The sequence below is a fragment of the Magnetospirillum fulvum genome (assembly GCF_900108475.1).
In the GTDB taxonomy this organism is placed as follows: Bacteria; Pseudomonadota; Alphaproteobacteria; order Rhodospirillales; family Magnetospirillaceae; genus Phaeospirillum; species Phaeospirillum fulvum_A.
Genome location: NZ_FNWO01000003.1, coordinates 209,467 through 232,431, shown reverse-complemented (window position 1 = coordinate 232,431; position 22,965 = coordinate 209,467). Strand labels below are relative to the sequence as shown.

21 protein-coding genes are annotated in these 22,965 nt (G+C 64.4%); 18 read left to right on the top strand and 3 right to left on the bottom strand.

Translation table 11 applies throughout. The annotated features are described in order from the left end of the window. The 5 genes from pdxA to BLW40_RS05030 all read left to right on the top strand — a co-directional run bounded on the left by pdxA (window position 1) and on the right by BLW40_RS05030 (window position 4,768). Window positions 1-1,017, top strand: coding sequence for a 4-hydroxythreonine-4-phosphate dehydrogenase PdxA (pdxA, locus tag BLW40_RS05050; protein ID WP_074766175.1), 1,017 nt, complete (start codon window positions 1-3; stop codon window positions 1,015-1,017). Further along, on the top strand, window positions 1,010-1,852 hold the full coding sequence (rsmA, locus tag BLW40_RS05045) for a 16S rRNA (adenine(1518)-N(6)/adenine(1519)-N(6))-dimethyltransferase RsmA (RefSeq protein WP_074766173.1): 843 nt from the start codon (window positions 1,010-1,012) through the stop codon (window positions 1,850-1,852). Before pdxA ends, rsmA begins: the two co-directional genes overlap by 8 nt. Before the next feature lie 32 nt (window positions 1,853-1,884). Then, the gene (locus BLW40_RS05040; RefSeq protein WP_074766170.1) at window positions 1,885-3,051 is read left to right on the top strand and encodes a hypothetical protein; all 1,167 of its coding nucleotides are present in this window, start codon (window positions 1,885-1,887) and stop codon (window positions 3,049-3,051) included. After that, window positions 3,048-3,254: a hypothetical protein gene (locus BLW40_RS05035; RefSeq protein ID WP_074766168.1), complete on the top strand. Its 207-nt coding sequence runs from the start codon at window positions 3,048-3,050 to the stop codon at window positions 3,252-3,254. The genes BLW40_RS05040 and BLW40_RS05035 overlap by 4 nt, the downstream gene beginning before the upstream one ends. Before the next feature lie 101 nt (window positions 3,255-3,355). Further along, window positions 3,356-4,768, top strand: coding sequence for a methyl-accepting chemotaxis protein (locus BLW40_RS05030; RefSeq protein WP_074766166.1), 1,413 nt, complete (start codon window positions 3,356-3,358; stop codon window positions 4,766-4,768). Window positions 4,769-4,801: 33 nt separating this feature from the next. Here BLW40_RS05030 and BLW40_RS05025 read toward each other — a convergent pair whose 3' ends face one another. Then, window positions 4,802-5,452: a trimeric intracellular cation channel family protein gene (locus tag BLW40_RS05025; protein ID WP_074766163.1), complete on the bottom strand. Its 651-nt coding sequence runs from the start codon at window positions 5,450-5,452 to the stop codon at window positions 4,802-4,804. Continuing rightward, entirely contained in the window at window positions 5,449-7,116 is a 1,668-nt protein-coding gene (gene leuA, locus BLW40_RS05020) for a 2-isopropylmalate synthase (protein ID WP_074766161.1), read from the bottom strand. Before leuA ends, BLW40_RS05025 begins: the two co-directional genes overlap by 4 nt. Before the next feature lie 699 nt (window positions 7,117-7,815). On the opposite strand from leuA, the gene BLW40_RS05015 reads away from it, so the two are divergent. The 13 genes from BLW40_RS05015 (at window position 7,816) to BLW40_RS04955 (ending at window position 21,789) form a co-directional block, all read left to right on the top strand. Next, window positions 7,816-8,133: an STAS domain-containing protein gene (locus BLW40_RS05015; protein WP_074766159.1), complete on the top strand. Its 318-nt coding sequence runs from the start codon at window positions 7,816-7,818 to the stop codon at window positions 8,131-8,133. Window positions 8,134-8,135: 2 nt separating this feature from the next. After that, window positions 8,136-8,501, top strand: a complete 366-nt coding sequence (locus BLW40_RS05010; protein ID WP_074766157.1) for a response regulator — start codon at window positions 8,136-8,138, stop codon at window positions 8,499-8,501. Beyond that, on the top strand, window positions 8,501-10,582 hold the full coding sequence (locus BLW40_RS05005; protein ID WP_074766155.1) for a chemotaxis protein CheA: 2,082 nt from the start codon (window positions 8,501-8,503) through the stop codon (window positions 10,580-10,582). Before BLW40_RS05010 ends, BLW40_RS05005 begins: the two co-directional genes overlap by 1 nt. Further along, window positions 10,579-11,040: a chemotaxis protein CheW gene (locus BLW40_RS05000; protein WP_074766153.1), complete on the top strand. Its 462-nt coding sequence runs from the start codon at window positions 10,579-10,581 to the stop codon at window positions 11,038-11,040. Before BLW40_RS05005 ends, BLW40_RS05000 begins: the two co-directional genes overlap by 4 nt. Before the next feature lie 41 nt (window positions 11,041-11,081). Then, window positions 11,082-13,280: a HAMP domain-containing methyl-accepting chemotaxis protein gene (locus BLW40_RS04995; RefSeq protein WP_074766151.1), complete on the top strand. Its 2,199-nt coding sequence runs from the start codon at window positions 11,082-11,084 to the stop codon at window positions 13,278-13,280. Between the two features lie 60 nt (window positions 13,281-13,340). After that, complete coding sequence (locus BLW40_RS04990) at window positions 13,341-13,844, top strand: chemotaxis protein CheW (protein ID WP_074766149.1); 504 nt, start codon at window positions 13,341-13,343, stop codon at window positions 13,842-13,844. A 14-nt stretch (window positions 13,845-13,858) separates the two neighbouring features. After that, the gene (locus BLW40_RS04985; RefSeq protein ID WP_074766373.1) at window positions 13,859-14,716 is read left to right on the top strand and encodes a CheR family methyltransferase; all 858 of its coding nucleotides are present in this window, start codon (window positions 13,859-13,861) and stop codon (window positions 14,714-14,716) included. A gap of 5 nt (window positions 14,717-14,721) precedes the next feature. Next, window positions 14,722-15,855 carry a protein-glutamate methylesterase/protein-glutamine glutaminase gene (locus BLW40_RS04980; RefSeq protein WP_074766147.1) on the top strand — a complete coding sequence of 378 codons (1,134 nt, stop codon included), beginning with the start codon at window positions 14,722-14,724 and terminating at the stop codon, window positions 15,853-15,855. After that, complete coding sequence (locus tag BLW40_RS04975) at window positions 15,848-17,629, top strand: methyl-accepting chemotaxis protein (RefSeq protein WP_074766145.1); 1,782 nt, start codon at window positions 15,848-15,850, stop codon at window positions 17,627-17,629. Before BLW40_RS04980 ends, BLW40_RS04975 begins: the two co-directional genes overlap by 8 nt. Window positions 17,630-17,715: 86 nt before the next feature. Continuing rightward, complete coding sequence (gene prfB, locus BLW40_RS04970) at window positions 17,716-18,831, top strand: peptide chain release factor 2 (protein ID WP_074766143.1); 1,116 nt, start codon at window positions 17,716-17,718, stop codon at window positions 18,829-18,831. An 80-nt stretch (window positions 18,832-18,911) separates the two neighbouring features. Further along, window positions 18,912-20,042 carry a TIM44-like domain-containing protein gene (locus tag BLW40_RS04965; RefSeq protein WP_074766141.1) on the top strand — a complete coding sequence of 377 codons (1,131 nt, stop codon included), beginning with the start codon at window positions 18,912-18,914 and terminating at the stop codon, window positions 20,040-20,042. An 18-nt stretch (window positions 20,043-20,060) separates the two neighbouring features. Continuing rightward, window positions 20,061-21,002, top strand: a complete 942-nt coding sequence (gene meaB / locus BLW40_RS04960; RefSeq protein WP_074766139.1) for a methylmalonyl Co-A mutase-associated GTPase MeaB — start codon at window positions 20,061-20,063, stop codon at window positions 21,000-21,002. Window positions 21,003-21,105: 103 nt separating this feature from the next. Then, a complete protein-coding gene (locus BLW40_RS04955) occupies window positions 21,106-21,789 on the top strand; it encodes an ATP-binding protein (RefSeq protein WP_170834526.1) in 684 nt (227 codons plus the stop codon). A gap of 49 nt (window positions 21,790-21,838) precedes the next feature. On the opposite strand, the gene BLW40_RS04950 is transcribed toward BLW40_RS04955, so the two are convergent. Further along, window positions 21,839-22,963, bottom strand: a complete 1,125-nt coding sequence (locus BLW40_RS04950; protein ID WP_074766135.1) for an ABC transporter permease — start codon at window positions 22,961-22,963, stop codon at window positions 21,839-21,841. Window positions 22,964-22,965: the final 2 nt, after the last annotated feature.

Genomic DNA, 22,965 nt, shown 5'->3' with positions numbered 1-22,965 from the left:
ATGACTCATCCCCTTCCTCCCCTCGCTTTGACGATGGGCGAACCGGCCGGTATCGGCGGTGATATCGCCCTGGCCGCCTGGACCCGCCGCGGCGAAGGTCTTCCTCCGTTCGTAATGCTCGACTCGCCGGACCGACTGGCCAAGCTGGCGACGCGATTGGGGCTTGCCGTACCGATTCGCATCGTCTCCTCGCCCGCCGAAGCCGTCGAGCTGTTCTCCCAGGTGCTGCCGGTGCTGCCGGTCGCGCTGCCCCATCCGGTCGAGCCGGGCTTTCCCAATTCCGCCAACGCCGTTGCCGTCGCGGGCGCAATCGAGCGGGCGGTAAAACTGGCCCTGGCCGGTGAGGTCTCGGGCATCGTCACCAACCCGATTCACAAAAAGGTGATGTATCAGGGCGGCTTCCGCTTCCCCGGTCACACCGAGTTCCTCGCCGCGCTGGCCGTCCCCCAAAGCGGGCGTGAGGTGATGATGCTGACCTGCCCCGGTCTGCGGGTGGTTCCGGTCTCGATCCATATCTCGCTGGCCCAGGCGGTCGCGACGCTGAGCACCGAGGCGATTGTCGCCGTGGCCACGGTGACGGCCCGGGCGCTGACGCGCGATTTCGGCATCGCCGCGCCGCGTCTGGCGGTGGCCGGGTTGAACCCCCATGCGGGCGAAGGCGGCACAATGGGGCGCGAGGATATCGACATCGTCGCTCCGGCGGTCGAACGGCTGCGTCAGGCCGGAATCGACGCGATCGGCCCGCTGCCCGCCGACACCTTGTTCCACGAACGGGCCAGACGGGGCTATGACGCCGCGTTATGCATGTATCACGATCAGGCGCTGATTCCGCTGAAGACGATCGGCTTCGACCGTGGCGTCAACGTCACCCTGGGCCTGCCGGTGGTGCGGACCTCGCCCGATCACGGCACCGCCTTCGATCTGGCCGGAAGCGGCCGGGCCGGAGCCGACAGCCTGATCGCCGCCCTGAAAAGCGCCGCCGAGATTGCCGCCAACCGCGCCCGTCTGAATGTCTGATCTCCTCCCCCCTCTGCGCGAAGTGATCGCCCGCCACGGCCTGGACGCGCGCAAGTCGCTCGGTCAGCATTTCCTGTTCGACCTCAACCTGACCGGTCGGATCGCGCGGGCGGCGGGCGATTTGACCGTCGGCACGGTGATCGAGATCGGCCCCGGGCCGGGTGGGCTGACCCGCGCCCTGCTCGATGCCGGGGCGCGTCAGGTGATCGCGATCGAGCGCGACGACCGCGCCATCGCGATCCAGGACGAGATCGCCGCCGCCTATCCCGGACGGCTGGAGATCATCGCCGCCGACGCGCTGGCGATCGACACGGCCAGCTTGGGCGAAACCCCGCGCCGGATCGTCGCCAACCTGCCCTACAACATCTCGACCGTGCTGTTGCTGGCGTGGCTGCGCCGGGCCGAGGCGTTCGAGCGGATGATCCTGATGTTCCAGAAAGAGGTGGTCGACCGCCTCGCCGCCGCGCCGGGATCGTCGCATTACGGCCGCCTCTCCGTCATAACTCAATGGCTGTGCGAAGTCCGGCCGCTGTTCAACGTCGATCGTCGCGCCTTTACCCCGCCGCCTGCGGTGACCTCGACAATTGTCGAGATCGTGCCCCGCCCCGCTCCGCTGGCTCCGGCCCGGTTCGAAACGATGGAGCGGGTCACCGCCGCCGCCTTCGGCCAGCGGCGCAAGATGCTGCGCTCCAGTCTGAAGGCGCTGGGCGATGCCGAGGCACTGATCGCCGCCGCCGGTCTTGATCCCACGCAGCGGGCGGAGACGGTTCCGGTCGAAGGGTTCTGCGCCCTGGCTCGCGCCGTCGAAGCCGCGTCCGGCTCTGATCGGTTGTAGCGTCAGGCGTCGCCTTGGCTTAGGCTGGAGGGATGCAGGAAGACAAAGAGTCGCCGCGAAACGGTCCCGCGCCCGCCGAGGAGGAAACGATCCGGCCGCCCGAGGCGTTCGCCGCCCTGCTCGACCGGGTTCTCGCCGGACTGCCCGATGCGGAAGCCGAGCCGGAGCTTCCCCCCGGTCCGCCCCCGCCGATTCCGGCGGTTCTTACCTCCGACGATCTTCCCCTCCACGACCGCCGCCATCCCAGCATGCTGGAACGGCTGTTCGGGCGGCGTCGTACCGGACATGGCGGGCCGTCGCAGACCGGGGCATTGCATTTCCACCCCGAGGAAGAGGATGGAGGCGGTCACCTCCCCCGCGACGAGCAAAGCGCCGCTTTGTTGCGCCAGGTCCAGACGATCTGGCGCACTCAGGATTCCCGGCCCGCCGAGCCCGAGGTGACCGCGCCGTCGGCCGAATCCGCAACGCCACCCGATGCCGTCCCCGCCCCCGTTCTCCAGGATACCGACGGGTTGCTCCGCCGGATCGCCGCCGTGACTCCGGACGGCGTGGGAACAGCGGATCTGCCCCATCGTCAGGACGCGCTGGACGCGCTACTGGCGATTCCGTCCGACGATTTCCTCGCCCAGGATCTGTTGCGGGCCTGCTGGCCCCAACGCGGTCCCGTCACCAGCCGGGCTGCGCTGGCGGTGGCGGTGACCCTGACGCAGGGCTTCGGCCGAAGCGGACGATTGCCGCTGGCCTCGGCCCAGGCATGGCGTCTGCTCGACCCGAGCTTGTTCCGCGAGGCGCTGTCGCGGCAATTGGCGACGATTTCCGACTTCGTCTTGATCGGGCAAAAGCCAAACGCGCCCGCTTTATCGCTCGAACATGGCGAGATCGACCTGATCGAATATCTGTTCGAGACGCTGGAGCCGGGAGAGAATCCCGACCTGCTGGCCTCGGTGATGGCCTTCAAGGGACTGTCGGGCCGCCGTTTCGGGCTGGTGCGGCGGATTCCAACCCGCGCCCGTCATCGGATCGAGGCGCTTGATCCGGCGATGCGCTCTGCGGCACTGCCCGGCCTGTTCCAATCGCGGGCCTTGCTGTTACGCCTGTCCGATCATGGCAGCTTTCCCCCGCTGGCCGAGGCCGCCTTGCGTGCCCTGACCGAAATCGAGGCCCTGATCGAACAGGTTGCAGAGGACGCGCAACAATGAGCGGATGGGGCTGTGTCCACGAAATCCAGGAGCAATGCTCGCGGCTGGGATATCGCCCCTGCGACCCCGGCATGAAAGGCTGCATCCTGGCCGGGCGGTTCCGCTTTTCCAATCCGGACAAGAATCGCCGCCGCGATCCCGACCCGGACGACTTGTCCCCGCGTGACCCGGCTCACTCTCCACCGCCCTCGCCTGAGGATTGACGGTTGGCAGGGCAATAGCGTTAAGTCAAAGACCCTAGGCCAAAACGCCCGCTAGAGGCGTCGTGCCACAGAAACAACAACCAAATCAGGGAGTGACACCAATGGAGGCTGGGACGGAGGACGAGGCCCCTAATCCGGCGAAGGACATCTTCGCCGCCGAAGTCTTGCGCAAAATTGACACCCTCAGCCTCGAAGTCGCCGACATCGCCGGAACGATGGACGGCCTGACCCGCTTCGTGAGCCATCAGAAGGAATTGTTCGACCACCTGAAAGGCATCGCCCACACCATGGTCGAAACCATCGGCCAGATCGACGCCGCCGGACGCGAGGCGCGCGAGGTCACCGAGCGGGCCGGACGGGAATCCGGCGACTCCCTCCACACCATTGATCAGGCCCTGACCGGCGTCAAAAGTCTGGTTGCCTCGGTCCAGGGGATCGAGGAACGGCTGGAAGGGCTGGAAGGCGCTCTTGGCAATGTCAGTTCGATGTCGCGCAACATCCAGAAAATCACCCGCCAGACCAACCTGTTGGCGTTGAACGCGACGATCGAGGCGGCGCGGGCGGGCGAAGCGGGCAAGGGCTTCGCCGTCGTCGCCAACGAGGTCAAAAGTCTGGCCCGTCAGACCGCCGACGTGACCGGCGGCATCGACGACACGGTGCAAAAGCTGTCGGGATCGGTCACCGATCTGATCCAAAGCTCGACCAGCACGCTACGGATGGCGGATTCGGTCGGGGCCGGAGTCGGCGTCATCAACCACGCCGTCGCCATCTTCGGCGAGGCAATCGGCACCGTCGATAGCAAGGTCGGCGACATCTCGCGCTCGGCGACGGATTCGCTGACGCAATGCAACGTGGTGATCGAGGAGATCGACCGCTTCTTCGAAGGCATCGCCCTGACCAGCGACAGCCTGCGCCGCGCCGACGAACGGATCGCCTCGCTGCTGGGCAATTCCGAAGAACTGATGGGCTTCATTGCCGCCTCGGGCTTTCGCACCGACGACACCCCGTTTATCGAACTGTCCCAGGCCACCGCCCGCGCCGTCGCCCACAGTTTCGAAACGGCGATCGAGTCGGGCCGGATCAATCTGGCCGATCTGTTCGACGAGGATTACCGCCCGATCGACGGCACCAATCCGCAACAGGTGCTGACCCGCGTCACCAGCCTCACCGATGAAATTCTTCCCGCCTTGCAGGAACCGGTGCTGGGGTTCGACCCGCGCGTCGCTTTTTGCGTCGCGATCGACCGCAACGGCTATATCCCGACCCACAATCTCAAGGTCTCGAAGCCGCAAGGGGCCGACCCGGTATGGAACAACGCCAATTGCCGCAACCGGCGGATGTTCACCGACCGCACCGGGCTGCATGCCGGACAGAACACCGCGCCATTCCTGCTCCAGACCTATCGCCGCGACATGGGCGGCGGCACCTTTGTGATGATGAAGGACATTTCCGCCCCGATCGTCGTCAAGGGCCGCCATTGGGGCGGATTGCGGATCGGCTTCCGGATCGAATAAACGAGTCCGATACCGGGCGCGCGGCGGACAGGACTATTTTTTCCGCCGCAGCCGGGGCAGGTCGCCATAGCTCGGCACCCGCCAGCCAAAGCCCAGGGCGCAGCCACGCACCGCGAAGGTGAACAGAAAGGCGAACCAGGCCGAAGCGACCGAACTGGCTCCGAACGAAAACAGGGCGACCTGGGCCGACGCCCCGGCGAGGGCGGCGGTGGCGTAGACCTCGTTATGGAACATCATCGGCTTTTCACCAGCCAGAACATCGCGGAGAATGCCGCCGAACGCGGCGGTCATCACCCCCATTGCGACGGCGACCACGGCGGGCGCCCCGACGGCCAGGGCCTTTTGCGTTCCCGTCGCGGTGAACAACGCCATCCCCAGCGCGTCGGACCACAGCAAAGCACGGTGAAGCGGTCCGACCAGCCGGGCCAGCCAGAACATCCCCACCGAGACCAGGACGCTGACGATCAGGTAATCGGGCTGACCGACCCAAAAGACCGGCTGAACCCCGATCACCAGATCGCGCAACGTCCCGCCGCCGATGGCGGTGACGGTGCCGAGAACGGCGAACCCGAACGGGTCCATCCGCTTCTCGGCCGCCATCAGCGCCCCGGACACCGCGAACACCGCCACCCCCAGCAACTCGACCAGATGCAGCGCTGCCCGAACGGTTTCGGCTTCGGTCATGCGGTCAAGGTCCGGTTGATCGCGCTGATCACCGCCCGCAGCGATGCCATGGTGATGCCTCCGTCAAGAGCGGCCCCGTGGATGCCGATCCCATCCGGAGTGGCCAGTTCGACATAGCAGGCGGCCTGGGCGTCGGCCCCGCTGCCAACAGCGTGTTCATGATAATCGCTCAAAGAGAGTTTCAGCCCCAACCCCTTTTCGAGCGCCTGGACAAAGGCCGCGACCGGACCGGCGCCGACTCCCTGGATCACCATTTCCTCACCGTCTTTGAGCAAGGTCGCGGTAATCGCGCGGGAATGGCCCTTGCCCGCCGCGACGGTCGAATAATCGACCAACTCCAGCCGACCGGGACGGAGATAGGTTGCGGTGAAAGTCTCCATGATCTCGGCCGGAGTCAGTTCGCGTCCCTCGCGGTCGGCGACGGCCTGGACCACCCGGGCGAACTCGACCTGAAGCGAACGCGGCAATTCGAGCCCGTAATCGCGCTCCAGCACCGCGGCGATGCCGCCCTTGCCCGACTGGCTGTTGATGCGGATCACCGCTTCGTAGCTGCGCCCGACATCGGCGGGGTCGATCGGGAGGTAGGGGACTTCCCATACCGGGTCGTTGCCATGACGGCGCGCCGCGAATCCCTTCTTGATCGCGTCCTGGTGCGACCCGGAAAAGGCGGTGTAGACCAGATCGCCGGCATAGGGATGACGGGGGTGGACCGGCAACCCGGTGCAATGTTCGGCGACGCGGCGGACCGCGTCGATATCGGACAGATCGAGCCGGGGATCGACGCCCTGGGTGAACATGTTGAGCGCCAAGGTCACGATATCGACGTTGCCGGTCCGCTCGCCATTGCCGAACAGAGTGCCTTCAACCCGGTCGGCTCCGGCCATCATCGCGAACTCGGCCGCCGCGACTCCGGTGCCGCGATCGTTGTGGGGATGAACCGACAAGATCAGCGAATCGCGACACGACACGGTGTCGCAGAACCATTCGATCACATCGGCATATTGATTGGGGGTCGACATCTCGACCGTCGCGGGAAGGTTACAGATCATCCGGCGGGCGGGCGTCGCTCCCCATTCCTTCGCGACCGCCTCGACGATCTCGATCGCGAAATCGGGCTCGGTGCCGGTGAAGCTCTCGGGCGAGTATTGGAAGGTGACCTCGCCCTCGGGCCGCGCCGCCGACAGGTCGCGGATCATCCGGGTTCCCGACAAGGCAAGGTCGATGCAACCCTGGCGGTCGAGGCCGAACACCACCCGGCGCTGTACTTCCGAGGTCGAGTTATAGAGATGGACGACGCATTTCGGCGCGCCGCGCAACGCTTCGAAGGTGCGGGTGATCAATTCGGGCCGGGACTGGACCAACACCTGGATGGTGACGTCGTCGGGGATATGGCCGCCTTCGACCAGCACCCGGATGAAATCGTAATCGGTCTGCGACGCGGCGGGGAAACCGACCTCGATCTCCTTGAAGCCCATCGCGACCAGGGCCTTCCACATCTGCATCTTGCGGTCGGACCCCATCGGGTCGATCAGCGCCTGATTGCCGTCGCGCAAATCGACGCTGCACCAGATCGGCGGTTCGGTGATGGAGGCGTCGGGCCAGCGGCGGGCGGCGGGACGGAGAGCGGGATACGGGCGGTATTTGTCCTTGGCGACGGGCATCATGGCCTCGTCCTCCTGTCGTTAGTCATCGTTTCATCGGGTGAAAAGCGCAGCGGCGTTCAACGGCCGCCGGGCGGCCACGCAAGGTCAGGCCCGGCGACCGCTGGCTAGTCGCAGCAGCAGGGGCTTCGTCGTTACGACGGCGAGGAAACGAGCGGACCCGAAATTACGAGAGGGAGACATGAAAGGCACCGTTCCGAAAGAAACCCTGAAACGCAGATCATCCCGGCGTCGGAAATTACGACACCGGGCGACTAAGCAGCAGCAGGACGGAAGCGTTGCGAATAATCATGTCGTCATGCTGACCGATACGCCCTCCGGCGTCAAGGGATCTGTTCCGGCTGATCGCCTAAGGCACCCAAGGAATGGCGCACGACCACCGAAAGACGCAGCACCCAACCATAGGTTTTGAAAAATTTTATAAAAATTACCCTTGGATAATCTTTCGATTGATTTTACCCAACAGCAAATGAATCGAAGATATCGAATGTTGCTATATTTACGTACATTCGGAGATCTCGCCCAAAATTCACACTTTACTAAATAATTAAAAGTAATAACCTTCATTCTGAGGTTGACGAAAATCAGGCCTTGAATCCAAAGTTATAGGGATTATGTCATAGTGCTCCAGGCCGTTTAATCGGCAAATCGCACCAACAGCCTATTGGACAGAGTCCGTATGAGGTCGCAAGGGGGGAGCCGATGAGTCTAATCGAAGACGCGGTGACCGTGGCGTGCTCGGGCGAGCTCTGTCTCCCCCGAGCCGAGGAAATTCGCGACACCCTGCTCGCCGCACTCGATCAGGCGCAGCCGGTGGTGATCGACCTCTCCCAGGCGACCGAGATCGACCTCAGCACCGTTCAACTGATCCTGGCCGCCCGCTTGAGCGCGGAGCGTCGGGGGCTCTCGCTGTGGCTAACCAGCCCGGCGGACGGTCCATTGGCCGCGACCCTGCTCGCGGCCGGACTGACCGGAAGCCCGCTCTCCACGGACAGCCAGTTCCGGACAGAAGGCAAATAGCGATGGCGAAGACAATCCTGTGCGTCGACGATTCCACCAGCATGCGTCTGATGGTCAAGATGGCACTGACCGGGGCGGGCTATGAGGTCATCGAGGCCTGCGACGGCAAGGACGCACTGACCAAGGCGCAAAGCGGCGGAGTCAACATGGTGCTGACCGACCTCAACATGCCCAACATGGACGGGCTGAGCCTGATCCGCGCGCTCCGCACCCTACCCACCTACAAGGGGGTGCCGATCATCTTCCTGACCACGGAATCCGACGAATCCAAGAAGGCCGAGGCCAAATCGGCCGGGGCCACCGCCTGGATCGTCAAACCGTTCCAGGAAAGCCAGTTGTTGGGCGTGGTCAAGAAGGTCCTCGGCTGATGGCCGCCGGCGCCGATCCCACCCAAGCGTTCCGCGAGGAGGCCTCCGATCTGCTGGCCGAGCTGGAAACGGCGCTGCTCAGCCTTGAAGAAGCCCCCGACGACCGCGACCTGCTCGACACCGCCTTTCGCGCCCTCCACACGATCAAGGGGTCGGGCGCAATGTTCGGGTTCGAGGCCGCGGCCGGTTTCACCCATCATCTGGAAAATGCCTTCGACATGGTCCGGCGGGGGGTGATCGCCCCCAATTCGGCACTGATCGGCGTCGCCTTGGCCGCCCGCGACCATATCCGCACCCTGATCGAGGCCCCCGACCAGGCCGACCAGGCCCTGGGAGAGCGTCTGCTGGCCCAGGTCGCGGCACTGACCGGCGAAGATGGCGGCGGCCCCGCCTTGTCCTCGGCCAACCGGGAGCGGGCGGCCCCGTCCGCCGCCATGACGACGTGGCGTTTCCGCTTCCGCCTCGCCCTGGACGCGATGGCGATGGGGACCAACCCGTTGCGGCTGCTCGACGAAATCCGCGAGTTGGGCGAGTGCACCATCAGTTGCCTGACCGAGGGGGTGCCGCCGCTGGAGGAGATTGATCCCTGCGGCTGCTATCTTGCCTGGGATGTTGTGTTGACCACCGACCAGCCCGAAACTGCGATCGAGGACGTCTTTATCTTCGTTCGCGACAGTATGGAGCTGACGATTGATCGGGTGACCGATCTCGACCCCCGCCTGGGCGAGATTCTCTCCCAACGCGGCGACGTCGATCCCGCGACGATCGAGGATATTGCCGCCCGCCAGCCCAAATTGGGCGAATTGCTGGTCCAGGACGGAGCCCTTAGCGAAGAGCGGCTGCACTCGGCCCTGGCGGAGCAGAAGCACCTCCGCGCCGAGGGAGCAGCGGCCAAGGCGGCCAGCCCGGCCGCAACCTCGTCGATCCGGGTGGCGGCGGAACGGCTCGACGATCTGATGGATCAGGTCGGCGAACTGGTGATTGCCCAGGCCCGGCTGAAGCAATTGATCGCCACCAGCGACGACCTTCAGATCAAGGCGATCGCCGAGGAAATCGAGCGGCTGGCCAACGGGCTGCGCGAGACGACGATGGGGATCCGGATGCTGCCGATCGGATCGCTGTTCGGGCGGTTCCGTCGGCTGGTGCGCGATCTGTCCCGCGACCTTGAAAAGGAAGTGCACCTCACCACCGACGGCGAGGAAACCGAACTCGACAAGACGGTGATTGAGCGGCTCAACGATCCGCTGGTCCATATCGTCCGCAACAGCCTCGATCACGGGCTGGAACCGGTCGAGGAACGGATGCGGGCCGGCAAGCCGCCCCAGGGACGAATTCACCTGTCGGCCCGCCATGCCGGAACCCAGGTGCAGATCTCGATCCGCGACGACGGTCGTGGCCTCGACCGCTCCCGCATCCGCGCCAAGGCGGAAGAGCAGGATCTGATCCCGCCCGGAGCCAAGCTGTCCGACGCCGAATTGTTCCAACTGATCTTCCACCCCGGCTTCTCGACCGCGAAGTCGGTGACCAGCCTGTCCGGACGCGGCGTCGGGATGGATGTCGTCAAACGCACCATCGATTCCCTGCGCGGCACCATTGAGGTGTCGAGCATTCCCGGCCAGGGCACCGACATCGTTCTCAGCCTGCCGCTGACGCTGGCGATCATCGACGGATTGCTGGTCCGGGTCGGCCGGGGCCGTTTTGTGATGCCGCTGTCGGCGGTCGAGGAATGTGTCGAACTGCCGAATGGGGACGAACGCCACAACGGGCGCAACTTCCTCAACATCCGCGACGAATTGGTGCCGTTCATTCGCCTGCGCGAGATGTTCGGGACAACCAGCCCGCCCGATCCCTATCAGAAGGTGGTGATCATCTCGGCGGGCGAGCGTCGGATCGGCTTGGTGGTCGATCAGGTTCTGGGCGATCACCAGACCGTGATCAAATCGCTGTCGAAGCTGCATACCGACGTCGCCAGCTTCTCGGGCGCGACGATCCTGGGCGACGGCACCGTCGCCCTGATCCTCGACACCGCGCATCTGGTCGCCAGCGGTCAGGGCCTGGATCAGCAGAGGAGCGCGTCATGACGGCACCCGCCATTGCCGATTCGAGCGATTTCGAGGCGCTGACCCTAGGTCTGGGCGGCGAAATCTTCGCGATTGATGCCAGCATCGTTCACGAAATCCTCGATCTGGTCTCGGTCACCGAAGTGCCGGGCGCGCGCGAATTCGTCGGCGGCCTGATCAACGTGCGGGGCAAGGTGGTGCCGGTGGCCGATCTGCGGCTGAAATTCGGCATGGAGCGCACGCCGCCCACCCTCGACACCAGGGTGGTGGTGGTCGAAATCGACCTGGAAGGCGAGACCACCGTGGTCGGCCTTCTTGCCGACAAAGTGTTCGAAGTTACCGAAATCGGTCGGGCCTCGATCGAAAACACCCCCGATATCGGGATGAAATGGCGCGCCGAGTTCATCAAGGGCATCGGCAAGCGTGGCACCGACTTCATCGTTATTCCCGACATCGTCCGCCTGTTCACCATTGACTGACCGCGTCCTCCGCGAAAGATCATCCAAAAGGGGTTTGGGTCATGCGAATCTCCGTCAAAGTCAAACTGGCCGCAGCATTCGGCGTGGTCATCCTGCTGTTGGTGGTCGCCGCGAGTTCGGCCCTCAACGGCCTGTCCGACATTAATACCAACCTCAGCAATCTGGTGAACGGTCCGGTCAAACGGCAATATCTGATCCAACAGATCGAGATTAGCGCCACCGAATTGATCCGCCAGGAAAAGAACCTCCTCCTCGCCCAAGATGCTGATGATTGGCAAAGAGTATCAAACAACATCGACAATTCCCGAGAAAAAATTAAAAAATTTGGCGAAGAGTATTTCGCAATAGCCTCCGAAGAAGGTCGGCGACGCTTTACGGAAACTCGCGAGATACTCGATAAATACTATACCGTTCAAAACAACATCCGAGAACTTGCCAAAATACGCTCGAACGACAAGGCCGCAGAATTGGCTGGCGGCGACGGGCGCAAAGCGATGATTAGCATCATCGATTCCTTCGGACCGCTGCTGGCACGGGTCGAGGGGGGGGGGCAGCCGACCGCCGACCAGTTTCGCATCGCCCATCAGGTGCGGCGGATCACCACCGAATTGCGCGCGGCCCAAGGCAATTTGCGCCAGTCGATGCTGACCTCGGACGACAAGGAAACCGAGGTCCTGGTCAACCGCGCCCGCGAACAGAACATCCTGGCCCGTCAATTGTTCGATATTCTGCGCCGCAGCGTCAACGACGAGGACCGCCGCGTTCTCGACGTCGTCAATGAAAAGCTGACCATGTGGGAATCCGTTTCGGCCAAGATGAATGAACTCAGCATGATCAATTCTGAGTCCAAGGCCCAGGCCCTGACCACCGGCGAGAGCCGCAGACTGTTCATCCAACTGGAACGCAGCCTGAACGAGCTGGCGGAACTGCAAGTCAAGTTCATGGATCAGGCCAAGAATTCCTCGATCGAAACCTATGAATCGCTGCGCACCCAATTGCTGATCCTGGTGGTCGCCTCGATCCTGATCGCGGTGGGAGCCGCGCTCTACATCGCCATCTCGATCTCGCGCGGATTGGGTAAGGCGGTTGGTCTGGCCAATGCCGTCGCCGTTGGCGATCTCGGCCAGAATATCGAGGTCAGCAGCAATGACGAGATCAAGGATCTGGTCACCGCCCTGAACGCGATGACCGCCAACCTGCGCTCGACCGCCCATGTCGCCGGAGAAATCGCCAAGGGCAACTTGGCGATCGAAGCCAAGCGCCTGTCCGATAAGGATAGGTTGGGGGTCGCGCTGGAAACGATGCTGGAAAAGCTGCGCGCCGTTGTATCCGATGCGATGACCGCCGCCGACAATGTCGCCGCGGGCAGCCAGGAACTGTCCTCGGCCTCTGAGCAATTGTCGCAGGGCTCGACCGAGCAGGCCTCCGCCGCCGAGGAAGCCTCGGCCTCGATGGAAGAGATGGCCGCCAACATCAAGCAGAACGCCGAAAACGCCACCCAGACCGAGAAAATCGCCCGTCAGTCAGCCAAGGATGCCCAGGTGTCCGGCGACGCGGTGACCAAGACGGTGTCGGCGATGCAAACGATTGCCGAGAAGATTTCGATCGTCCAGGAAATCGCCCGCCAAACCGACCTGCTGGCGCTGAATGCGGCGGTCGAAGCGGCACGCGCCGGGGAACACGGCAAGGGCTTTGCCGTCGTCGCCTCGGAAGTCCGCAAGCTGGCCGAACGCAGCCAGGGTGCCGCAGCCGAAATCAGTTCGCTGTCGTCCGACTCGGTCAAGGTCGCCCGCGAGGCTGGCGACATGCTGTCGAAGCTGGTTCCCGACATCAAGAAAACCGCCGAACTGGTCGAAGAGATCAGCGCGGCCTGCCGCGAACAAGATATCGGTGCCGAGCAGATCAACCAGGCGATCCAGCAACTCGACAAGGTGACCCAGCAGAACTCGGCCGCATCCGAGGAAATGGCCGCCACGTCCGAGGAACTGGCCTCGCAGGCCGAGCAGTTGCAGGACACCATCTCCTACTTCAGCATCGACGGGCAGGATTCGTCGCGGGGACGGCGGACTCCGACGACTCGTCAACAGGCGCATCACGCCCCGGCCCGCCCGGCGGCCAAAACCACGCCGCCCCGCGCCAAGTTCACCGCTCCCGGCGGTGCCAAGCCACGGGGGGTGAAGCTCGACCTGGAAAGCGGAAAGGGCGCCGACGACCTGGATTCCGGATACGTCCAGTTCTGACGATAGCCGGGACGGAGAGCGGCAGGTGCCGCTCTCCGGGCACATTCTCGGGGATGCGACATGACACAGACCGCCCTCACCCGTAGCGGGGTGCAATACGTCACCATCGGGATCGATCGCGAAATCTTCGCGGTCGAGGTCGAGCAGGTGCGCGAGATTCTTGACCTGCGTCCGGTCTCGCGGGTTCCCAACGCCCCGCCCTTTCTCGCCGGAATGATCGATGTACGGGGCCAGGGCGTTCCGGTGATCGACCTGCGGACCAAGCTTGGCCTGCTTCCCGTCGAGCCGACCGAACATACCCGCATCGTCGTTCTTGAAGTCCCGGTGGGGAACCGCCAGATCACAATGGGGATGATCGCGGACCGGGTAATCGAGGTGACCTCGCTGGCCGAGCACGACTTGGAGCCGCCCCCCGACGTCGGCGTGCGCTGGCGCTCGGACTATATCCGCGCCATTGGCCGGTCCGGCGGCGCTTTCGTCATCGTCTTTGACCTGTCGCGGCTGTTCTCCAGCGAAGACGCCGCTCTGATGCCGTCCGATTTCGACCCAACCATGAGCGAGTGATCAGGAATTTGCCGATGGAATCGTATCAGCCCCCGACCGACCATCTGTCCGACCGTGATTTCCGCCGCTTGGGCGAATTGATCCAGGATTATTGCGGCATCCGGATGCCCCCGGTCAAAAAGACGATGGTCGAGGGGCGGCTGCGCCGTCGGGTGCGGGCGCTGGACCTGTCCAGCCTGGACGATTATTGCCGCCGCCTGTTCGACGAAGGGCAGTTAGGGGCGGAAATGGTCGAACTGATCGACGCCGTCACCACCAACAAGACCGAGTTCTTCCGCGAGATCGAACATTTCCGCTTTCTGACCGCCAAGGCGCTTCCCCATCTGCAATCCCTGCCCCACCGTCCCGGACGCGACCGCCCCTTGAAGATCTGGAGCGCGGCCTGCTCGATCGGGGCCGAGCCCTATACCCTGGCGATGGTGCTGGGCGAACATGCCCGCACCGTTCGCGACTTCCGTTTCGACATCTTCGCCACCGACATCTGCACCGACGTGCTGGAAAAGGCCAAGATGGGCATCTTCCCCGAAGAAATGGCCCGCGACGTTCCGCCCGATCTGGCCAAACGCTATCTGCGCCGCTCGCGCGATCGCACCCGGCCGACGATCCGTTTGGTCCCCGATCTGCGCCAGCGGGTCCATTTCGGTCATCTCAATCTGATGGATGCCGACTTTCCGATGGATTGCGATATGGACATCATCTTCTGCCGCAACGCCCTGATCTACTTCGACAAGGCGACCCAACACACCGTATTGTCGAAACTGTGCCGCCATTTGCGCCCCGGCGGCTATCTGATGGTGGGGCACAGCGAATCCGTGCTGGGCGGAAGTTTGCCGCTGACCCACGTCACCTCGGCCGTCTTCATGCGGAGCTAGCCTTCATGGCCAAACCGATCCGGGTTTTGATCGTCGATGATTCGGCCACCGTGCGCCAAACCCTGAAAGGGATTTTGGAATCCGACCCGGATATCGAGGTGATGGGAGCCGCCGCCGATCCATTCGCCGCCGCTCGCCTGATTTCCCAGGAGACTCCCGACGTCATCACCCTTGACGTCGAGATGCCGCGGATGGATGGGATCAGCTTCCTGCGCAAGATCATGAGCCAGCATCCGATTCCGGTGGTGATGTGCTCGTCCCTGGCCGAGGAGGGCTCGGAAACACTGATGCAGGCGCTGGAAGCCGGCGCGGTCGATGTGATCCTGAAGCCCCGGATCGACACCAAGCAATTCCTGATGGAGGCCCATGTCCGCATATGCGACACCGTCAAGGCGGCGGCGCAATGCCGTCTGGTGGGTCGAGCCCGCCCGTCCGCGCCGTCCCATACCCGCACGCACGCCCCCAAGCTGACCGCCGACGCGATGATGCCCGCGCCCCATGCTCCGACCGGCGGAGCGATGGCGCGGACGACGGAAAAGGTAATCTGCATCGGGGCCTCGACCGGCGGCACCGAGGCCCTGCGCGAGGTCTTAGAGGAGCTTCCCGCCGACAGTCCGGCGATCGTGATCGTCCAGCATATGCCCGAAAGCTTCACCGCCGCCTTTGCCCGCCGCCTCGATAGCCTGTGCGAGGTCACGGTCAAAGAAGCGCAGGACGGCGATGCGATGCTGCGCGGGCGGGTGCTGATCGCGCCGGGCAACCGCCACGCCTTGCTGCAACGCAGCGGTGCTCGCTATCACGTCGCGATCAAGGACGGACCGCTGGTGTCGCGCCACCGTCCCTCGGTTGACGTCCTGTTCCGGTCTGCCGCCCATTGCGCCGGAGGCAATGCGGTTGGTATCATCATGACGGGCATGGGAGACGATGGAGCCAATGGATTGCTGGAAATGCGCAATGCCGGTGCCTATACCGTCGCCCAGAACGAGGAAAGCTGCATCGTTTTCGGGATGCCTAAGGAAGCGATCGCCCGTGGCGCGGCGGCGAAGATTCTCCCGTTGAACCAGATCGCCCGAGAAATCGGCCGCGCTGGCAACGATCCGGTCGGCCTCGCCCGGTCTCAGGAACACGACATTGGATAGCGTCGTTGCGCCGACAGAGCCCGTCGCCCTGGCCGACATCCTGCGCGGGATCGACGGTCTGAATGCGGACCTGGGACAACTGGCCGCGCCGAACGAAGCGGCATTCGTGACCCTGGGCGACGCCTTGGCCTCGGCCCGCACCACCCTCTCGAATGGAAGCGGCCAGTTCCACGCTTTGTCCGAAATGCTCGACAGCGGCGACGGCAATCATGCCGAGGAGATGATCGCTTCGGCCCGCGGCGACATCTTGTCGATTTCGGCCGAAACGCGTGCAATCGCCGCCAGCCTCTGCCATCTCGACCAGCGGACCAGCGCGGTGGCCAAGCCGCTCGCCACCCTGGCCAAGATCATCTCGGAGATTTCGGCGCTCGGCATCAACGCCAAGATTCACGCCGCCCAGGTCAACGCCCAAGGAATCGATTTCACCGTCTTCACCAAGGATATCGACCGGCTGCAACAACTGGCCGACGACACCATCAAACGCGCGTCGGGCCAGCTTGGCTCGTTGTCGATGGCGATGGCCTCGGCCCGCCAGGCTTCGGACACGTTCCAGCGCGGCGATGCGATCGAACTGGAATCGATCGGCACCCGGCTGGGCGGTCAATTGACCGAACTGGCCGCCCGGCGCGAGACGGTCCGGCGCGCTTTGCCCGGGATCGAACAGCGCACCGGCACCATCGCCGAACGGGTGTCGCGGTCGATTTCCGCGCTCCAGATCAACGACCTGACCAGCCAGAGGCTTGAACATGTCCGCTCGGCCCTGGCGCTGATGCACGGACTGACCACCCCGCCATCGGGCAAGGAAAGCGACTGGCTCTATACCCTTGACGACGAGCGCAAACGGCGGATTTTCGCCGCAGTCTGCACCTTGCAGGCCCAACAGATGGAGCGGGCGGTCGCCGATTTCTCCCAGGCGATCCGTGACCTGAAAAGCAATCTGACCGCGCTCGGTGCCGAGGCATCGACGATCCTGGCCGAAGCGCAAACGCTGTTCGGCGGCGACGATGGCGATAACAGCTTCATCGAGGCGGTCGCCACCGACATCGAACGCGCCGCCGTGCTGCTCGACAATTACTGCCAGGCCGACGAACGGGTGCGGATGCTGATCCATCAGGTGTCCGAGGTGTTCGGCCTGATCGCCAAGGATCTGTCGGCCTTGCGCTCGATCGACGCCGATTTGCGGATCATGGGGCTGAATGCCACCCTGAAATGCACCCGACTAGGCAGCTCGGGCCACGCTCTGGGGGTAGTTGCGCAGGAATTGCGCGCCTGCTCGCGCCGGACCGAGGAAATCTCGCGGCTGATCGCGACCGCGATCGACGCCGCCACCGACGAGGCGCAGGCGCTGGCGGAGCGCTCCGAGCGCGAGCATGCGACGGCGGCGGCGCTGGCGGCCAATATCGCCGAATCGACCCGGGCAATGCGGACGATCAGCAGTCTGCTCGACCGGACGCTGAACGATTTGATGACCGCCTGCGACCGGGTGTCGCGGCTGTTGACCGAAGCGACCGGCAGCTTCGACCTCGAACAAAGTCTGGAAAAGGGAATCGGCGCCCTGGTCCTGCGCCTCACCGATCTGGGCCGTCAGGCCGCCCCCGACGGAGTCGATCCGGCGCTGGTGCGCGAAGACATTCAGCGGATGCTGGGACAGCATTACACGATGTCGAGCGAGCGGATTATCCACGACATTTTCGCCGATGGCGACGCGCTGTCGGCCCCGCCGCCCGCGACTGCGGCTTCGGGGGATTCCGACATCGACGACTTCTTCTTCTGATCACCGCCGCCGATGCGAAGGCGGGGTTGCCATCCTCTCCCGACTTGCCTAAAAAGGGCGGCTCAATTCCGTCGAGAGGATCAGCCATGCGGGCAGAAATCGAATCGCTCGCCCAGGATATCCGGCGCTCCGTCGCGCTGCTGAAGCGCCACCTCAATTGGGACGAGGCGTTGATGCGGCTGGACGAGCTGAACGCCGCCTCGGAAAACCCCGAATTGTGGAACGACGCCGCGCGGGCACAGCAGATCATGCGCGAACGCACCGATCTCGACACGGCGATCCAGGGGTGTCGCGCCAGCGAACGCGAACTGGCCGATCTGATCGAGCTGATCGAACTCGGCGAGATCGAGGGCGATCAGACCGTAATCGACGACGCCGAATCTCAGGTCCGCGCGCTGAAGGACCGCGCCCGCAAGATGGAGCTGGAGACGCTGCTGTCTGGCGAGGCCGACCGCAACGATTGCTACATCGAAATCAACGCTGGCGCTGGCGGCACCGAATCCCAGGATTGGGCCGAGATGCTGCTGCGGATGTACACCCGCTGGGCCGAGCAGCACGGTTATAAGGTCGATTGGCTGGAAGAAAGCCCGGGCGAACAGGCCGGGATCAAATCCGCCACCGTCCGCGTCGCCGGGCACAACGCCTATGGCTGGCTGAAGACCGAAAGCGGCGTGCACCGTCTGGTGCGGATTTCGCCCTATGACAGCGCCGCCCGCCGCCACACCAGCTTTTCTTCGGTGTGGGTCTATCCGGTGATCGACGAAACCATTGATATCCAGGTCAACGAAAGCGACTGCCGCATCGACACCTATCGCGCCTCGGGCGCGGGCGGTCAGCACGTCAACAAGACCGATTCGGCGGTCCGCATCACTCACGTCCCCACCGGCATCGTCGCCGCCTGTCAGATGGAGCGGTCGCAGCACCAGAACCGCGCCCGCGCCTGGGAAATGCTGCGCGCCCGCCTCTACGAAGCCGAATTGCAGAAGCGCGAAGCCGCCGCCCAGGCGTTGGAGGACCAGAAGACCGAGATCGGCTGGGGCCATCAGATCCGCTCTTACGTTCTTCAGCCCTATCAGATGGTCAAGGATCTGCGCACCAACGTCGAGACCTCGGACACCCAGGGCGTCCTCGACGGCGACCTCGACCTGTTCATGGCCGCGTCGCTGGCCAGCCGGGTTCAGGGCGGACCCGACGGCGGCTGATCGCCGCATTCGGGATTTGCAATCCGCAGATTCGCGCTTACCTAATGCGTCAGCGCGTTTAACATCCGCGAAGGATCGTCATGAGGAAGTATCTCTTTCCCGTTCTGGTCGCCCTTACCCTGGTGCTGACCGGAACCGCCGATGCGCTCGCCAAGGCGGGCAGCACCTCGAAATCCAGCAGCGGCAGCAGCTTCGGGTCGCGCGGGTCGCGCACCTCCGACGCGCCGATGGAACGGACCCTGTCCCTCCCCTCCTCGCCTTCGCCCCGCGTCACCACCCCGCCGCCGCCGCCCTCGGTCGCGCCGCGCCCCGGTAATGTCGATGCCCAGCCGCTTCAGCCCGGATTGCAGCAACCGGGCATGCGCACCCCGGCGATGGCCGGTGCGGTCGGCATGGCGACGCCCGCCGCCGCCCAGCCCGGTTTCTTCCAACGCAATCCCTTCATGGCCGGAATGGCCGGCGGTTTGGTCGGTGCCGGTATCGGCAGCATGCTGTTCGGCCATTCCCCGGCGCTGGCCGCCGCCTCCGACGCCGCTCCTGGGGCCAGCATCCTGGGCCTGCTGGTCCAGATCGCCCTGATCGGCGGTTTGGTCTGGCTCGCGTTCAAGCTGTTCCGCGGCCGCGCCCCGGCCGGACCCAACCCCTATGCCGCCGCGCCGCGCGCCACGCTCAACCCCTATGGGAACGATCCGCGCGTATCGGATAATCCCTATGCCGCGCCGCGCACGGCGGTCGAGCCGCATTTCGAGCCGCAGGGTCTGTCTTCGGTTCCGCCGCAGGCCGCGCCGCAGCGGGTCCAGCGCGAATTCGAGCCGACCGAGGCCGACCAGAACGATTTCACCAACATCTTGCAAGGTGTCCAGCAATCGTGGAGCGCCGCCGACCCCGCCGCGCTGCGCGCCTGGGCGACCCCGGAAATGGTAACCTTCCTGGCCCAGGATCTTGGCCAGAATGCCGCCGAGGGTCTGGTCAACCGGGTTGAGCAGGTCACGCTGCGTGAAGGCGACGTCGTCGAAAGCTGGCGCGAGGACAAGTCCCAGTACGTCACCGCTCGCCTGGTGTTCGATTGCCTCGATTACATGGTTCGCACCGACACCGGAGCCTTGGTCTCGGGCAGCCGCACCAGTCCGGTCACCCATGCCGAGTTGTGGACCTTTGCCCGTCCCACCTCCGGCGGCAGCTGGCTGCTGTCGGCGATCCAGCAAGTCTGATCGCGGGTGGCGGGCCGGATGGATCTGGCAACGATCCGGGCGGGCGGCAAAGCGGCGCTCGCCCGGGCGCTTTCGACGATTGAAAGCGCCCCCGACGATCCTGCCGTTCTGTCCCTGCTCGAATCCGCCCATGCCGCCGCCCAGGCCCATGTCGTCGGCATGACCGGCCCGCCCGGCGTCGGCAAATCCACTTTGATGAACGCGTTGATTGCCGAGTGGCGTGCTTCGGGCCGCCGCGTCGGCTGCATTGCCGTCGATCCGTCGTCGCGCCGCTCGGGCGGCGCGCTGCTGGGCGACCGCACCCGGCTTGCCACCGACCCCGAGGACCAGGACGTGTTCGTCCGCTCGATGGCCGCCCGCGACCGTCTGGGCGGACTGGCCGAGCTGACCGTCGCGGCGATGGTGCTGATGCGGGCGCTGTTCGACATCGTTTTGATCGAAACCGTCGGCGTCGGCCAATCGGAAACCGACGTCGCCGCGATTGCCGATTCCGTACTGTTTTGCGTCCAGCCCGGCTCGGGAGACGCCCTCCAGTTCATGAAAGCGGGGATCGCCGAAATCCCCGATCTGGTGGTGGTGACCAAAGCCGATATGGAAGAGGAAGCCGGGCGCGCCCGAGCCGATGTCGAAGCCGCCCTGGCCCTGGCCAGCGACCGCATCGCGGGCTGGACCATCCCGGTCCTGATGGTTTCCGCCCCGTCCCGCGACGGGATCGCCGCTTTGGCCGCCGCGATCGACCGCCATGCCGCCTTTCTCGACCAAGGTGCCGGACGGGCTGAACGCCGCCATGCCCAGGCCGAAGTATGGCTGGTCCAGGCGATCCGCGACCGCTTTGGCCGCGAGGGGCTGCGCCGGGCCGGACGGATCGACCTTCCGTTCGGTGGCTCGCCGTTCGGACGGCTGGCCGCCCTTGCCCACGCGCTGTCGCCTCCCGACACCGCCCCTCTGTCTATGACCTAAATCATATTCATGGCCAAATTACCCTATACTTTAATCATGGCCGATGGTATCGTCGCCCTATGGTTTGGACCGGCACCGCGTCCGAACCGATCAGGAGGGCGCGATGCAGTTTCCCGCAAACGATCTGTTGGACAAAGCCACCGCTTGGACGGTTCCCGGAACCGGCGGAGCCCTGTTGGTCGGCGCCGCCACCGAAGACGCCGTCACCCTGGGGCTGTCTGCCCCTTATCGCGGTTTCTTCGAAGCCGGACCGATGCAGTGGGACGATATCGATTCCGGTCTGCGCGCCGCGATCCGCGCCGGAGGATTGGTTCTGTCGCTGACCACCGCCAGCGCCTGGAAACTTGACCTCACTCAATTGGTCACCGCAGCGGTGATCGAGCGGTTCGGCCCGCTAAACGAAGCGAGGCGGCACGAAATCGAGCTATGCCTGTCGGAATCGCTGACCAATGCGCTGTTGCACGGCAATCTGGAAATGGACAGCGCGCCCCGCAATTCACTGTCGGGGTTAGTTCGCTATCTCGACCAGATCGAGGAGCGGCTGCGCGACAATCGTCTGGCCGCCAAGCGGGTCGATCTGCTGATCACTCCCAGCCGTTCGGGTCGGCTGCGCGTCGCGGTGCGCGATCGCGGGCCTGGCTTTGATGCCGAATATTATCTCGACCGCCCGCTGGTAACCGAGGCCAAGCACGGACGCGGCCTGCCCCTGATCCGCCAATTGGCCGGGTCGGTCGCCGCCCGCGACGAAGGCCGGACCCTGGTGATGCGTTTTTCCCGCGCCGGGTGATCTATCCCAAGTCTTTTCCATATGTCTTATCGAGCCGATAGAAAAGGCTCTAGGCCATACCCGTCATCGCCTTGCGGAAGTACCATACGGTCACGCCGAAAAATGCACTGCCGATTGCGAACAAAGCCAGCAATTCAGGCCACACCACGGCGAACCCGGCCCCGCGATACAGGATCGATTGGGCCAGAATGACAAAGTGGGTGGTCGGCGCGAGCATCATCATATCCTGGACAAGGTCGGGCATGCTGTCGCGGGCGGTCAGGCCGCCGGACAGGACTTGAAGCGGGATCAGGATCAAGATCATGACGATCCCGAATTGCTGCATCGAGCGGGCGATGGTCCCGATCAGAATGCCGAGCGCGGTGGTGGCGAAGATATTGAGGGCGGCTCCGAACAGAAACAGCGGCAGCGACCCGGCCAGCGGTATTCCCAACACACCTCGCGCCATCAGCAGCAACGAGCACCCCGCCGCCACCAGCACCACCAATCCCATCGACCAGATCTTGGCCGCCATGATTTCGAACGGCGAAACCGGCATCGCCAGCAGATGCTCGATTGTGCCCCGCTCGCGCTCGCGGATCAGCGCGGCCCCGGTCAGAATGATCGACAGCATCGTCACATTGTTGATGATCTCCATCACCGCACCGAACCAGGATTCAGTCAGCGTCTGGTTATAGCGGGCCCGCAACACGAGATCGACCGGGGACGGAGCGGCGGGACGGTCGTGGCGCAGGAACGTCGTCACCTCCTGAACCACCATAGCCTGGATATAGGCGCTGCCGGTAAAGGCTTGACTGACCCGGTTGGCATCGACGTTGAGCTGGACGCTGGGCCGCCGCCCGGCCAGCAGATCGCGCTGGAAATCGGGTGGGATGTCGAGAACGAAGGTATAGGTTCCCTCGTCCAGGCCGGGATCGAGCCGGGCCAGCGAAATCATCTCGGGCGGCTGAAAATGCGGCGGGTAAAACGCATCGGCGATCCGCGCCGACAGCGGCGAGGCATCCTCGTCGATAACCGCAATCGGCGCATTGTGCAGCGTTTCCGGCATCACCGTCGCCGCGACATAAATTCCCAGGCTGAAGACATAGAGAATCAGGATCAGCATGATCCGGTCGCTGGCCAGACTGCGGAGTTCCTTGACTCCCAGGCGGGCAATCGCGGCGAGCGAGGGCATCG

What these genes read in the sequence shown, in the direction of transcription:
- meaB (WP_074766139.1), top strand. Translation starts at nt 20,061, where the DNA reads ATGGATCTGGCAACGATCCGGGCGGGCGGCAAAGCGGCGCTCGCCCGG.
- BLW40_RS05005 (WP_074766155.1), top strand. Translation starts at nt 8,501, where the DNA reads ATGGCCGCCGGCGCCGATCCCACCCAAGCGTTCCGCGAGGAGGCCTCC.
- BLW40_RS04980 (WP_074766147.1), top strand. Translation starts at nt 14,722, where the DNA reads ATGGCCAAACCGATCCGGGTTTTGATCGTCGATGATTCGGCCACCGTG.
- leuA (WP_074766161.1), bottom strand. Translation starts at nt 7,116, where the DNA reads ATGATGCCCGTCGCCAAGGACAAATACCGCCCGTATCCCGCTCTCCGT.
- BLW40_RS04950 (WP_074766135.1), bottom strand. Translation starts at nt 22,963, where the DNA reads ATGCCCTCGCTCGCCGCGATTGCCCGCCTGGGAGTCAAGGAACTCCGC.
- BLW40_RS05000 (WP_074766153.1), top strand. Translation starts at nt 10,579, where the DNA reads ATGACGGCACCCGCCATTGCCGATTCGAGCGATTTCGAGGCGCTGACC.
- rsmA (WP_074766173.1), top strand. Translation starts at nt 1,010, where the DNA reads ATGTCTGATCTCCTCCCCCCTCTGCGCGAAGTGATCGCCCGCCACGGC.
- pdxA (WP_074766175.1), top strand. Translation starts at nt 1, where the DNA reads ATGACTCATCCCCTTCCTCCCCTCGCTTTGACGATGGGCGAACCGGCC.
- prfB (WP_074766143.1), top strand. Translation starts at nt 17,716, where the DNA reads ATGCGGGCAGAAATCGAATCGCTCGCCCAGGATATCCGGCGCTCCGTC.
- BLW40_RS04985 (WP_074766373.1), top strand. Translation starts at nt 13,859, where the DNA reads ATGGAATCGTATCAGCCCCCGACCGACCATCTGTCCGACCGTGATTTC.
- BLW40_RS05015 (WP_074766159.1), top strand. Translation starts at nt 7,816, where the DNA reads ATGAGTCTAATCGAAGACGCGGTGACCGTGGCGTGCTCGGGCGAGCTC.
- BLW40_RS05025 (WP_074766163.1), bottom strand. Translation starts at nt 5,452, where the DNA reads ATGACCGAAGCCGAAACCGTTCGGGCAGCGCTGCATCTGGTCGAGTTG.
- BLW40_RS04995 (WP_074766151.1), top strand. Translation starts at nt 11,082, where the DNA reads ATGCGAATCTCCGTCAAAGTCAAACTGGCCGCAGCATTCGGCGTGGTC.
- BLW40_RS05010 (WP_074766157.1), top strand. Translation starts at nt 8,136, where the DNA reads ATGGCGAAGACAATCCTGTGCGTCGACGATTCCACCAGCATGCGTCTG.
- BLW40_RS04955 (WP_170834526.1), top strand. Translation starts at nt 21,106, where the DNA reads ATGCAGTTTCCCGCAAACGATCTGTTGGACAAAGCCACCGCTTGGACG.
- BLW40_RS05035 (WP_074766168.1), top strand. Translation starts at nt 3,048, where the DNA reads ATGAGCGGATGGGGCTGTGTCCACGAAATCCAGGAGCAATGCTCGCGG.
- BLW40_RS04990 (WP_074766149.1), top strand. Translation starts at nt 13,341, where the DNA reads ATGACACAGACCGCCCTCACCCGTAGCGGGGTGCAATACGTCACCATC.
- BLW40_RS05030 (WP_074766166.1), top strand. Translation starts at nt 3,356, where the DNA reads ATGGAGGCTGGGACGGAGGACGAGGCCCCTAATCCGGCGAAGGACATC.
- BLW40_RS05040 (WP_074766170.1), top strand. Translation starts at nt 1,885, where the DNA reads ATGCAGGAAGACAAAGAGTCGCCGCGAAACGGTCCCGCGCCCGCCGAG.
- BLW40_RS04965 (WP_074766141.1), top strand. Translation starts at nt 18,912, where the DNA reads ATGAGGAAGTATCTCTTTCCCGTTCTGGTCGCCCTTACCCTGGTGCTG.